Raw genomic sequence first — 12,818 nt, forward strand, 5'->3', positions numbered from 1 at the left:
GGATAAATCAAAGGGGATAGCAAAATGGCCAAATTTTACGACAAAATAGAAGATAAAATTGCCAGATTTATCAGCGAACAGCCCATGTTCTTTGTGGCCACAACGCCAAAGAAAGGCCGGATCAACCTGTCACCCAAAGGGATGGATTCATTCCGCGTTCTTGGCCCCAACCAGGTCGCCTGGCTGGACTATACAGGCAGCGGCAATGAAACCGCCGCCCATTTCCTGGATGACGGCCGCATCACGATCATGTTCAATAGCTTTTCCAGCATTCCCATGATCCTGCGCCTTTATGGACATGGCCGTTCCGTTAAACCAGGCGAAGCCGAGTTTGAAAACCTGGTCCCGAGCTTCACTCCGTCAAGAGGTCTCCGGCAGATTTTTGTTGCGGAGATCGACAGCGTCCAGACCAGTTGCGGGTATGGTGTACCGGTAATGGAGCTGAAAGAAGAACGGGACACCCTCGAAAACTGGAGCAATAGGAAAAGCGACCAGGAGATTCTGAATTATCAGCGGGAAAAAAACCTGAAGAGCATTGACGGCCTGCCAACCGGCCTCTAGTTGGCGATAGCCGGCCTAGAAATAGTCGTTGCTGGAAATAATCATATCCACAGTTTCACCGTCGCTGGACAGGGGACACACCATACAGGAGTAAAATTTATGCTCCTTGGCGGCAAAAGCCAGCCGGTCTGTTGAATAATAAGGCCGTTTGTGTTTGACCAGCCAGTCAAACCGGCTGCGCAGCCCCTGGGAATCTGGAATATCATGCGCCCAAAGCCCCGTTAACGACATGCCGAGGACCATATCCACATGCGTTCCCGTCAGACGCACCCTGTATTGCGGAGGACGACCGTGGACCTCAAGCATGATAATATGTGGCAAAAGTTCCGGTATTTCGGCCGGGTTGATATCTTTTCTTGACGGCATGACGCGATCCTGCCTCCTGGAAAGCCAGTAATCATAAAGTCTGCCATGAAATGCGACGGAGAAGTCCTTCCGTTCGAACTTCTTGATGAAGTTAGCCATCTACCTTCCAGTTAGTCTAAAACCGCTGGCTGGCCTGCCCTGGAACCCTCATCTTCTGCTGTACACACATTGCTTGCTAAAAGTAATGGTTTGTCGACATCAGGATATTGACATTTTCCCCGTCATCCGAGAATGGCAGGGTCAGTGCGGTATAGTGATGAAAGTCCTTCACAGCCCAGTACAATTTATCGCTGTTGTAATAGGGCCGGCCGGTTTCGACAAGCCATTTGTACCGATCGATTACTTTTTCCGTATGGGGAAATTCATCTATCCAGCGCCCCATCACATTGACGCCCATAACGTCAACAGTTTCCGTGCCGGACAGTCGGAACTTGAACCGCATGGGATCACGGTGTACTTCAAGCATCAGAATATGGGGCAGTGCGGGCGCAATGGCAGCAGGGTTGAAATCTGACCGCGACGGCAAATGCTTGTCGCCCCGGATTTCATTCCAGTGATTATAAAAGATGCGATGAATTTCAGCATTGAAATCTGCTGGCGTAAAGTCAGTTTTTATATATGCCTTATACCCCTCATCGCCACCCATCTGGTCTCTGTACCTCGTTCCTTAATGCCATAAAAGCCTCGATTTCATCATACATTACAGGAATATCAAGCCACCGGACTGTTTTATCAGACAAACGTAAACAATGGAACAATATTATAGGACAACCTTGTCAGAAGGCATGCTCCTGAAACAGCCGATTGATATCCCCGTTCCACTGATTGTGGTACAGATCCAGCAGGTCCTGGGCATGGCTGTGGCCTTTTTCGGCAATGGCGAACAGAACATTCAGGAATATTCTTTCATCCTCGCCGGTGGCATTGAGACGCGCCCGGCGCTGCAGGCCGTGGGCGGAAATCTCCAGAATATCGCGGGCCCAGTCCAGAATTTTCCTGTTTCTGAAGTCGCCCTGCAGCGCAGTCCGGGGCACTTCCGCGCGCAGAAGATCATGCTCCTCGATGCTCCAGTCCCTGCACAGGTCCCAGGCGGCATCAAGGGCGTCGCTGTCATAAAGAAGCCCCACCCACAACGCCGGCAGGGCGCAGATGGTATTCCAGGATCCGCCGTCGGCGCCGCGCAGCTCCAGGAATTTCTTCAGGCGCACTTCCGGAAACAGGGTACTCATATGGTCTTCCCAGTCCTGCATCGTCGCCACATGGCCCGGATAGGCAGGCAATTCACCCTTGATGAAATCCCGGAAAGACTGCCCGGAGGCATCGATATACTTGCCGTCCCGATAGACGAAATACATGGGCACATCAAGCACATGATCCACATAGGCCTCATAGCTCATGGCCTCGTCAAAGACAAACGGCAGCATGCCGCAGCGGTCCGGATCCGTATCCGTCCAGATATGGCTGCGGTAACTCATAAATCCGTTGGGTTTTCCCTCGGTGAAGGGGGAATTGGCAAACAGCGCCGTCGCAATCGGCTGCAGGGCCAGAGAGGTGCGGAATTTCTTCACCATATCCGCCTCGTCCGCATAATCCAGATTAACCTGGATTGTCGCCGTCCGGTACATCATATCAAGACCAAGGTTACCTTTCTTGGGCATATATTCAGTCATGATCTTATAGCGGCCTTTGGGCATTCTCGGAACGTCTTCACGTTTTGTGTTGGGATTGAACCCCACGCCGAGAAACTTGATACCAAGCTCTTCGCTGACCGCCTTGGCTTCTTTGAGATGGGAATTGACCTCACTGCAGGTCTGGTGAATATTTTCCAGAGGGGCGCCCGAAAGTTCAAGCTGGCCACCGGGTTCAAGCGTCACTGACTGCCCGTCTTTCTTGAGGCCGATAATATAGTCGCCCTCCATGATCGGATCCCAGCCGAATTCCCTGCCCTTGGCTTCAAGGATGGCGCGGATACTTCTTTCACCTTCATAGGGCACGGGCCGGTGGCTATCCTTGCAAAAGACAAATTTCTCGTGCTCGGTACCGATCCGCCAATCCTCCTTAGGCCGGGCGCCTAAGGCAATATAATCGATAAGCTGCTGCTTGGAAGTAACAGGGCTTTTCTTGTCCTGAGGAGTTGCTGTCACTGTTTTCCACCCATAATGAAATGTTCCCAAAAACTATATGTTATTTTCTGAAGTTTCCAATCAACTCCCCATCACGCTACGGTGATTGCCATCATTTGGGGATTCAGGGAAATAAAGTCAATATATTATCCTTCACCTGATAGGCGGAAAGCCTGTCCAGAAAGCTCATCCCCAGAAGGGATTGTTCCAGCCCTTCGCGAATTACCGACGCCCGGACATTCTCCAGATAGACAGGCCCGATGGTCATTTCGGCAATCTGCACCCGGGCTCCCCACGTTCTGCCGTTGGCGGTATCATAGGGCTGGGAAAAACTGAGCCGGTCGGGATTTATGCCCACTCGGCGGGCATCCCGGGCGGTCAGGATCACATCACTTGCCCCGGTGTCCAGTATAAAGGTCACCGGCTCCCCGTTTACCTGAACCCTGAGCAGATAATGCCCCCCTGACGTGACCGGAAAGGAAATGCTGCCATCTGCCGTCTGTCCCATGGTGGGGTTCAACTCCTTGCCGATGCGGCCCGTCCCGCTCCAGATACTGTAGCCCAGCGCCAGAATGCCGATGATAATGACCCAGCCGGCAACATTTCTTAACGCCTGCCCGGGATTGCTCCGGACATGAACAATCAAGCCTGCCCCAACCATGGTCAGGAGAAGAATATCATAGACCAGCGCCATTCCCTGCCCATCGGACAGCGACATTTCCGGCAAAAACAACAGGATGACCAGGACGATTACAATGGGAATTATCACCCATTTGTACAGTCGCCAGAAAGACGGCCCGTTGCCCGGCGACCCGCCGCCAGCGGGCGGCACACCATGGTTTTTCGGGTCCCAGGGAGATTTGAATTCAGGATCAGTCATTTTTCCAGTCTAGCTTTTCATCAACAGGCAAACAATAAAAACTGTATGTATGAATGACAAACCGGCCGCCACATAAGCCGGAGGAAGAACCCTTTACTGCCAGTCCCCGGCAAAGGACTGCCACAGGGAAATGGCCGCCACGGCAGCGGTATCTGCCCTCAGAATCCGCGGCCCAAGGGTCACTGCCACCGCCTGCGGATGGGAACGGATCATCTGCCGTTCTTTGGGATCAAACCCGCCTTCCGGGCCGATCAGGATGGCCCATTTGTCCAGTTCCGCAGCCCGGGCCGCCTGCTCCACAGCCCGGCCAACCGGTAGAATTTCCTGATCGCCCTCGCCGCCTGCCTCGTCACAGAACATGATCAGCCGGTCGTCCGGCCAGTCCGCCAACAGCTTTTCCAGCTTCACCGGCGCCTCTATCACCGGTACGGTCAGGCGTCCACATTGTTCCGCCGCCTCGATGGCGTTGGCGCGCATGCGGTCTTCCTTGACCCGGTCCACAACAGTGCGCCTTGTCATCACCGGCCGGATCAGGGAGACACCGAGCTCGGTTGCTTTTTCCACCATATAATCAAGCCGCGCCTTTTTGACGGGGGCAAACAGATACCACAGATCCGGCTCTTCCGCCTGATCCTCGAGATGCCCCAGCACCTTAACGGCTGCCTTGCCCTTGCCGGTCTTTTCGATACGGGCCATCCATTCCCCGTCCCGACCATTGAACAGGGCGACCACCTCGCCCTCCTTCATACGCATTACATTGATCAGATAGTGACCCTGATTGCCGTCGATCAGAAACTCCTGATCGGACACAAGATCATTTTCCACAAAAAGCCGGATATTTGGCGTTGCACTGGTCATGGAATGATTTACCTTGTTGGACGAAATGACATAGTTATACCCTGCTGGAATGGATTGACCAATGGCAAATCCGGAAAATAACCTGGCGTCTGCCCCCAAGGATACTGTGCGTGACAGCTGGGTTCATCGCTACGCCCCGGCGGCGGCAGTCCCCTACCTGCAGCTGATGCGGGCGGACCGGCCCATCGGCACCTGGCTTCTGTTATGGCCCTGCCTGTGGTCGCTGGCGCTGGGCAGTCATGATCACGGGGATTACTGGCAATGGGGCCTGCCGCATGTCACCCTGATTATCCTGTTTTGTATTGGTGCCTATGTCATGCGGGGGGCCGGCTGTGTGGTCAATGACCTGGCTGATATCAAGTTTGATGCGCAAGTGGAACGCACCCGCCAGCGCCCCCTGCCCAGCGGCCGGGTGTCGGTCAAACAGGCGCTGGTCTTCCTGGCAGGCCTGTGCCTCATCGGACTCATCATCCTGTTGCAGTTCAATGTTACCGTCTTCAAGCTCGGCATCCTGTCCCTGGCGCTTGTTATCACCTATCCCTTTATGAAACGGATCACCTGGTGGCCCCAGCTGTTCCTCGGGTTCACTTTCAACTGGGGCGCCCTTATGGGCTGGGCCGCTGCCACCGGCGGTCTCGAGACACCGGCTTATTTACTTTATATCGGCGGCATCTTCTGGACCCTGGGCTATGACACCATTTATGCCCACCAGGACAAGGAAGACGATGCCCTGATCGGCGTAAAATCCACCGCGCTCAGGCTTGGCGCGTCGACCCCGGCCTGGCTGATTATTTTTTACGGCATGACGGCGGTTCTCTTTACCATGGCCGGGGGCATGACCGGCATGGGGTTCGGCTTCTATCTGGGCATGCTGGCCGCCACCGCTCACCTGCTCTGGCAAATCTGGTCGCTGGAGATGGACAACCCGGAAAGATGTCTGAAACTGTTCAAGGCCAACCGGGATTTCGGCGCCCTAATTTTCGCCGCCATCGTCGCCGGGCACTATATCTGAATGAATCGAAGGAAGATCGGAAAATATAGACCGGCGTGACGAACATACTCGTACTTTCCTGATACTCAGGGTCCGTCACACCGGAGAAACCAGGCAGTTTTGCTACAGGCCCAGCTTCCTATACGGTATAGCAAAGGCCATGCCAAAATAAAGTTTTTCCTGTAACCTTCTGAAAAACAACCACCCTGAAGGTTAATCCTGGTTAATAATACTACTTTTGGACGGTAAAATGACGCATTTTGCAATGCATTTTGCATCACTCCCGCACATCGCAGAACGCTAAATAAGTCACTCGCAATATGCAATGTATATACATTGATTGTTTGTAATATTTAAATATTCAATATTTACAGTGCCGCCAAACCCGCAGCTCCTAGCGGGAATAGGCCAGATTAGGTGCCAGCCAACGCTCCACTTCCTCCACCTTCATCCCCCGGCGAGCGGCATACTCTTCCACCTGATCACGGGAAATTTTTCCAATACCAAAGTACTGGCTGTCCGGATGGCAGAAATAATATCCGGACACGGAGCTTGCCGGCAGCATGGCCATGCTGTCGGTAAGGACCACCCCGGCATTCTGCTGAGCATTAAGCAGGCTGAACAGGGCCGGTTTCTCCGTATGATCCGGACAGGCCGGATAGCCGGGCGCCGGGCGGATCCCCCGGTATTTTTCCCTGATCAGTTCCTCATTGCCGAGGTTCTCGTCAGGCGCATAGGCCCAGAATTCCTTGCGTACCCGCTCATGCATGCGCTCGGCAAAGGCTTCCGCCAGCCTGTCGGCGAGCGCTTTCAGAAGAATGTCGTTATAGTCGTCATGGTTCGCCTGGAATTCCTTCAGCTTGTCCTCGATGCCAATCCCGGCTGTGACCACAAAGCCACCCATATAGTCGCTGAGACCGCCATCCTTCGGCGCCACGAAGTCGGCAAGGCACATATTGGCCCGCCCTTCCCGTTTCGCCACCTGCTGGCGCAGAAAATGCACAGTTTCCAGCAGAGACCCGTCTTCGCCGTAAAGCTCCACATCATCGCCAGTTGCATTGGCCGGCCAGAATCCGATCACCGCCTTGGCGCGCAGCCATTTTTCATCAACAATGGATTTCAGCATGGCTTCCGCATCCTGGAACAGGTTCCTGGCAGTCTCTCCAACAATCTCGTCCTTCAGGATTTTCGGATAATTCCCCGCCAATTCCCAGGTTCTGAAGAAGGGGGTCCAGTCGATCCGGTTCACCAGATCGCTCAGATCATAATCCTCGAACACCCTGGTTCCCGTAAAAGCGGGCCTCGGTGGCTGGTAGCCCGTCCAGTCGATCCGGAACCTGTTGGCCCGTGCCTGTTCCAGTGTGACCTGGTTGTCGGCCTTGCGCCCCCGGGCATGCCGTTCGCGCATTTGTTCATAATCATTTGCCACGTCCGCCATGAAAGCGTCGCGATGTTCTGCGCTCAGCAGCTGGCTTGCCACCCCAACGGCGCGGGAGGCGTCCAGCACATGCACGACAGCCCCGGACGTATTGGGGGCAATCCTGACCGCCGTATGCACCTTGGACGTGGTTGCCCCGCCGATCATCAACGGCAGCTTTATTTTCCGGCGCTCCATTTCCGCCGCCACGGTACACATTTCCTCCAGTGACGGGGTAATCAGTCCGGACAGGCCGATGATATCCACCTTCTCCTCCAGCGCCGTGGTAAGGATCTTTTCAAAAGGCACCATCACACCGAGATCGACCACATCATAATTGTTACATTGCAGCACAACACCGACGATATTCTTGCCAATGTCATGTACATCGCCTTTAACCGTCGCCATCAGGATTTTACCCTTGGCCTGACTGCCTTCTGATTTTTCCGCCTCAATATAGGGAATAAGATGAGCCACAGCCTGTTTCATCACCCGGGCGGATTTCACCACCTGGGGCAGAAACATCTGGCCGGAGCCGAACAGGTCACCGACTACATTCATACCATCCATCAGTGGCCCTTCGATCACCTCCAGAGGTTTTCCGCCCCGGTCTGCAACCAGTTGCCGACATTCTTCCGTATCTTCAACGATATGGCTGGTAATCCCCTTGACCAGGGCATGGGTCAGACGCTTGCCCACAGGCAGCTCACGCCAGGCCAGATCCTCCTTGCGCTCAACACCCTTCTCGCCCTTGTATTTATCGGCAATCTCCAGCAAACGGTCGGTGGCGTCCGGGCGACGATTGAGAATTACATCCTCCACACGCTCCCGAAGTTCCGCGTCAATTTCCGAGTAAACGGTGATCATGCCTGCATTGACAATGCCCATATCCATCCCGGCCTGAATGGCATGATAGAGAAATACACTATGCATGGCTTCACGTACCGGATTGTTGCCCCGGAAGGAAAAGGAAACATTACTCACCCCGCCGGACACATGCACATGGGGCAGGTTTTCCTTGATCCGCCGGGTCGCATTGATGAAATCAAGACCGTAACTGTTATGTTCCTCGATCCCGGTGGCAACCGCAAAGATATTGGGATCGAAAATGATATCTTCCGGCGGAAAGCCCACCTTTTCGGTCAGGACCTTGTAGGACCGTTTACAGATTTCATATTTCCGGTCCTCGGTATCGGCCTGGCCGGCCTCGTCAAAAGCCATCACCACCACCGCAGCGCCATAACGCTTGATCTTGCGGGCCTGGTCGATAAAGATTTCCTCCCCTTCCTTCAGCGAGATGGAGTTGACGACACCCTTGCCCTGGATGCATTTGAGGCCTGCCTCAATCACCGACCATTTGGAACTGTCGATCATGATTGGCACCCGGCTGATGTCCGGTTCCCCGGCAATCAGGTTAAGGAAGGTAACCATGGCCTGCTCGCTGTCGAGCATGGCCTCGTCCATGTTGATATCAATGATCTGGGCCCCGGCTTCCACCTGCTGCCGCGCCACATCAAGGGCCTCGGCATAGTCGCCGTTCAGGATCAGTTTTTTGAACTTGGCCGAACCGGTCACATTGGTCCGCTCGCCTACATTGATAAAGATCGGTGTCTGTTTCATGGTCTTGTCTATTGTCCCTGCGACTGAACGACTTCGAAGGGCTCAAGCCCGCTGAGCGTCATATGAGTCGGAATATTCGGTATTTTGCGCGGCGGGATATCAGCCACCGCCTCGGAAATGGCGCGGATATGTTCCGGCGTGGTGCCACAGCACCCGCCGATAATATTCACAAGCCCGCTTTTCGCCCACTCCCGAAGCTGACCAGCCATCTGTTCCGGTGTCTCGTCATAGTCACCCATCTCATTGGGCAGGCCCGCGTTGGGATGAGCAGATACGCAGGTATCCGCTACCCGGGACAAGGCCAGCACGTGCTGGCGCAACTGGTCAGCGCCCAGGGCGCAATTAAAGCCGATACTGACCGGATCCGCATGACGTACGCTGTACCAGAAGGCTTCCGCCGTCTGGCCGGACAGGGTGCGCCCCGAGGCATCTGTTATGGTGCCGGAAATCATAATCGGCAGCTTCCTGCCAATGTCATCAAAGACATTCTCGACCGCAAAAAGGGCGGCCTTGGCATTGAGCGTATCAAAAACCGTCTCGAGCAGGAGGATATCCGCACCACCCTCAATCAGGCCTTTCGTCGCCTCTTCATAGGATTCCACCAGTTCATCGAAGGAGACATTGCGAAAAGCCGGATTATTCACATCGGGAGAAATACTGGCCGTCCGGTTGGTCGGGCCAAGCACCCCCGCCACAAATCTCGGCTTATCCGGTGTTTTCTCCGTAAATTCATCGGCAGCCTGCCGGGCCAGGCGTGCCCCTTCCCGGTTCAACTCGTAGACCAGTTCTTCCATGCCGTAGTCGGCCTGGGATATGCTGGTGGAATTAAAGGTATTGGTCTCCAAAATATCAGCCCCGGCCTCCAGATAGGCCCGGTGAATATCAAGGATCATATCCGGCTGGCTCAGGATCAGCAGGTCATTATTTCCTTTTACGTCCTGTTTCCAGTCGGCAAAACGCGCGCCCCGGTAATCCGCCTCGGTTGGTTTATGTTGCTGGATCATGGTGCCCATGGCCCCGTCCAGCACAAGAATACGTTTTTCCAGAGCTTTTTTTAGGAGGGTCGTGCGGTTGGTCATTTGCTCTCTCCAGCGCTTTGATCCCGGTTGGGACGGATTCCCAGAACATGGCACAGGGCCAGGGTCAATTCGGCCCGGTTCAGGGTATAGATATGAAAATGTTTTGTTCCGCCCTTATAGAGGCGCATGCATTGCTCCATCGCCACCATCGCCGCCACATGCTGGCGACAGTCCGGGCGTTCCTCCAGCCCGTCAAACAGGTCGTACAGCCATTGCGGAACCTCGATCCCGCTTGCCTTTGAAAACTTTTTTGCCGTTTCGAAATTGGTGACCGGCAGAATTCCCGGCACAATCGGCACGGTAATCCCTGCCGCAAGCACACGGTCCATAAAACGGAAATAATGTTCTACATCGAAAAAATACTGGGTAATGGCGCGGTTCGCCCCGGCATCTATTTTCCGTTTTAAGTTGTCAATGTCAGCCTGTACGCTGCCTGATTCAGGGTGATATTCCGGATAGGCGGCTACGGAAATATCAAAATCCGCAATTTTTTTGGCCCCGGCCACAAGCTCCGCTGCATTTTCGTAACCACCAGGATGCGGCCGGTAAGGCTCTCCCACTGTCGGCATATCACCACGCAGGGCAACAATATGCCTCACCCCCGCATCCCAATATTGACGCAGTATATCATCCACCTCGCCCTTTGTCGCCGCCACACAGGTCAGGTGCGCCGCCGGCGTAAGGGAGGTTTCCTTCAATATCCGGGACACCGTGGAAAAGGTTCTTTCGCGCGTACTGCCCCCGGCACCATAGGTTACGGAAACCATCTCCGGCTGCAACGGCTCAAGCAGGCGAATACTGTCCCACAGTGTCTCCTCCATTTTATCCGAATTCGGCGGAAAAAACTCAAAGGATACCCTGATATCTTTGGCCCGTGTGGCAAACAGGCTTGCTTTAAGCAGATCTGCTTTCTGATCTTCTGTCACTTTATTAAACTCTTGATATATAAAGGAAATAATTTTATTCTTTTCGGGCAAGCCAGATGGAAACATCCAGCTCTCTGCCCCTCAGGGGAATCATTCTGTCGCACATGAGCCCGACCCGGGTACACCAGCTCCGGATTTCACTGTCGGAAAAGCCGAGCCGCCTGTGGGCATGTTCTTCCCTGAGGAATTCCAGGTTGTGGGGCGCAAAATCAACAATAATCACGCGCCCGCTGCGCCTGAGTAACCGGCTGGTTTCCCTGAGCGCGGACAGAGGGTCGTCCGCGAAGTGCAAAACCTGGTGAAACAGAACCAGATCAACGGTTTCATCAGGCAGAGCAAGGTCATACATATCACCGTGCCGAATCTGGCAATTTTCCACCTTGGCCTTTTCCAGATTGACCCGGGCAACAGCCAGCATCTCCCGGCTCAGGTCAATGCCGATGCCGCGCTCGATCCGTGACGAAAAAACCTCCAGCATACGACCGGTACCGGTCCCCACATCCAGAAGCGTCTCAATCGTCATATCGCCGGTCAGTTCAAGCAGGAGGTTTTCCACTTCCTCTTCGGAAACATAAAGGGACCTTATCTTGTCCCAAATCGCTGCATTTTCACGGAAATATTCCGAAGCCCGCTCCGTTCTTTCCCACTTAACTTCGTCAAGCCGTTCCTGATCATGCTGCAACACCTGGTCAGACAGCGGAATAAAGTCCAGTATAGCGCGGGCCAGTTTTCCGAGTGCACCTTCTTCCGCGAGCCGGTAGAAAATCCAGGTTCCTTCCCGGTGCCGTTCCAGAAGCCCTGCCTCACACAGGAGCTTCAGATGACGGGACACCCGGGGCTGGCTCTGGCGTAAAATGGTCACAAGTTCGGTCACCGTCAGCTCTCCGGACCTGAACAAAGCCAGTATCCTGAGCCTGGTTTCCTCACCTGCCGCCCGCAGGCCCGCCAGTATTTCTTCCAATGAATTTTCAGACATTTTATTTTTCCCGACTCCTAAATACAAACAAATATATAAATATATCTTTATATGAAGTAAAGTCGTTAATTTAAAATTTATCTTCCACTGTTACCTGTTGGATGTTGAAAAGCGCAGGAATCTGGACTAGTTATGCTTATCAGGAAGGAAAACGCCCAGACCCAAGTCCCGGCTCAGAAGGATAATATGAGATACTCTTTAGGAAAAATCGCGCCGGGCAGGTCCGGAAACCCTCTGTTGCTCGCGTTATTGTTGGCTGTTTTTCTTATTGGCGGCTGCGCCACGCGCCCGCCGGTAGACGACCATGCCGCCCTTGCCGCCTACGAAGAAGCCAATGATCCTTTCGAACCCTGGAACCGGGCAATCTTTGCGTTTAACAATGCCTTTGATGAGATCATCCTTGAGCCTGTGGCAAAACTCTATCGTAAATGGGGCCCGCCAACCGTTCGCACCGGTATCTCCAACTTTGTCAACAACTGGCGGGAACCGGTTACCTTCATCAATGATATTCTGCAGGGAGAACCGGAACGGGCGGCAACCTCCATCACCCGCTTTCTGATCAATTCCACTTTCGGACTGTTCGGCATTCTGGATACAGCCGGCCACTGGGGCATCGAACGGCATTCGGAGGATTTCGGAGAGACTTTCGCTGTCTGGGGATTTGGCGAAGGCCCCTATCTCATGCTGCCGATTCTGGGCCCGTCAAACGTGCGTGACTTCTCCGGCTTCATGGTTGATTTCTTCTATGATCCGGTCAGTCTCTATCTCCAGGACAGGGGCTGGTGGTATATCCGCTATGGCAGGCTGGCCCTGCGCGGCCTGATCTACCGGGAAGAAAACCTGGAAACCCTGGATGACCTGAGCAAATCCTCGACCGATTTCTACGCCACGCTACGTAGTGCCTATCGTCAGATGCGGGCCTATGACATCAGCAACGGTCAACTTGACCTTGGCGCCGAAGACGACCTGTTCGATGACCTCGACGACGAGGAAAGCTTCTAGAGTTCCCGGTCAGCTCGGT

10 protein-coding genes and 1 pseudogene are annotated in these 12,818 nt (G+C 54.1%); 3 read left to right on the forward strand and 8 right to left on the reverse strand.

What is annotated here, in order from left to right; all coding sequences use genetic code 11:
- The first annotated feature begins 24 nt into the window (after positions 1 to 24).
- Positions 25 to 561, forward strand: coding sequence for a pyridoxamine 5'-phosphate oxidase family protein (locus tag ACN0YD_RS10925; RefSeq protein WP_417319682.1), 537 nt, complete (start codon positions 25 to 27; stop codon positions 559 to 561).
- A gap of 15 nt (positions 562 to 576) precedes the next feature.
- On the opposite strand, the gene ACN0YD_RS10930 is transcribed toward ACN0YD_RS10925, so the two are convergent.
- The 5 genes from ACN0YD_RS10930 to ACN0YD_RS10950 form a co-directional block, all read right to left on the reverse strand.
- Positions 577 to 1,026, reverse strand: a complete 450-nt coding sequence (locus tag ACN0YD_RS10930) for a PAS domain-containing protein (RefSeq protein ID WP_417319684.1) — start codon at positions 1,024 to 1,026, stop codon at positions 577 to 579.
- 76 nt (positions 1,027 to 1,102) lie between these two features.
- On the reverse strand, positions 1,103 to 1,573 hold the full coding sequence (locus ACN0YD_RS10935; RefSeq protein WP_417319686.1) for a PAS domain-containing protein: 471 nt from the start codon (positions 1,571 to 1,573) through the stop codon (positions 1,103 to 1,105).
- Positions 1,574 to 1,703: 130 nt separating this feature from the next.
- Entirely contained in the window at positions 1,704 to 3,071 is a 1,368-nt protein-coding gene (locus ACN0YD_RS10940) for a glutamate--cysteine ligase (protein ID WP_417319688.1), read from the reverse strand.
- 103 nt (positions 3,072 to 3,174) lie between these two features.
- Entirely contained in the window at positions 3,175 to 3,930 is a 756-nt protein-coding gene (locus ACN0YD_RS10945) for a retropepsin-like aspartic protease family protein (protein WP_417319690.1), read from the reverse strand.
- 93 nt (positions 3,931 to 4,023) lie between these two features.
- Complete coding sequence (locus tag ACN0YD_RS10950; RefSeq protein ID WP_417319692.1) at positions 4,024 to 4,788, reverse strand: 16S rRNA (uracil(1498)-N(3))-methyltransferase; 765 nt, start codon at positions 4,786 to 4,788, stop codon at positions 4,024 to 4,026.
- 61 nt (positions 4,789 to 4,849) lie between these two features.
- On the opposite strand from ACN0YD_RS10950, the gene ubiA reads away from it, so the two are divergent.
- Positions 4,850 to 5,800 carry a 4-hydroxybenzoate octaprenyltransferase gene (gene ubiA, locus ACN0YD_RS10955; protein ID WP_417319694.1) on the forward strand — a complete coding sequence of 317 codons (951 nt, stop codon included), beginning with the start codon at positions 4,850 to 4,852 and terminating at the stop codon, positions 5,798 to 5,800.
- Between the two features lie 373 nt (positions 5,801 to 6,173).
- On the opposite strand, the pseudogene metH reads toward ubiA, so the two are convergent.
- The 3 genes and pseudogenes from metH to ACN0YD_RS10970 form a co-directional block, all read right to left on the reverse strand.
- Positions 6,174 to 9,895, reverse strand: a pseudogene (gene metH, locus ACN0YD_RS10960) (methionine synthase).
- The gene (gene metF / locus ACN0YD_RS10965) at positions 9,892 to 10,821 is read right to left on the reverse strand and encodes a methylenetetrahydrofolate reductase [NAD(P)H] (RefSeq protein ID WP_417319696.1); all 930 of its coding nucleotides are present in this window, start codon (positions 10,819 to 10,821) and stop codon (positions 9,892 to 9,894) included. The pseudogene metH and the gene metF overlap by 4 nt, the downstream one beginning before the upstream one ends.
- A gap of 34 nt (positions 10,822 to 10,855) precedes the next feature.
- Positions 10,856 to 11,797, reverse strand: a complete 942-nt coding sequence (locus ACN0YD_RS10970) for an ArsR/SmtB family transcription factor (RefSeq protein WP_417319698.1) — start codon at positions 11,795 to 11,797, stop codon at positions 10,856 to 10,858.
- A 237-nt stretch (positions 11,798 to 12,034) separates the two neighbouring features.
- On the opposite strand from ACN0YD_RS10970, the gene ACN0YD_RS10975 reads away from it, so the two are divergent.
- On the forward strand, positions 12,035 to 12,799 hold the full coding sequence (locus ACN0YD_RS10975) for a VacJ family lipoprotein (protein WP_417319700.1): 765 nt from the start codon (positions 12,035 to 12,037) through the stop codon (positions 12,797 to 12,799).
- Positions 12,800 to 12,818: the final 19 nt, after the last annotated feature.

This window comes from Emcibacter sp. (genome assembly GCF_048269205.1).
Classification (GTDB): domain Bacteria; phylum Pseudomonadota; class Alphaproteobacteria; order Sphingomonadales; family Emcibacteraceae; genus Emcibacter.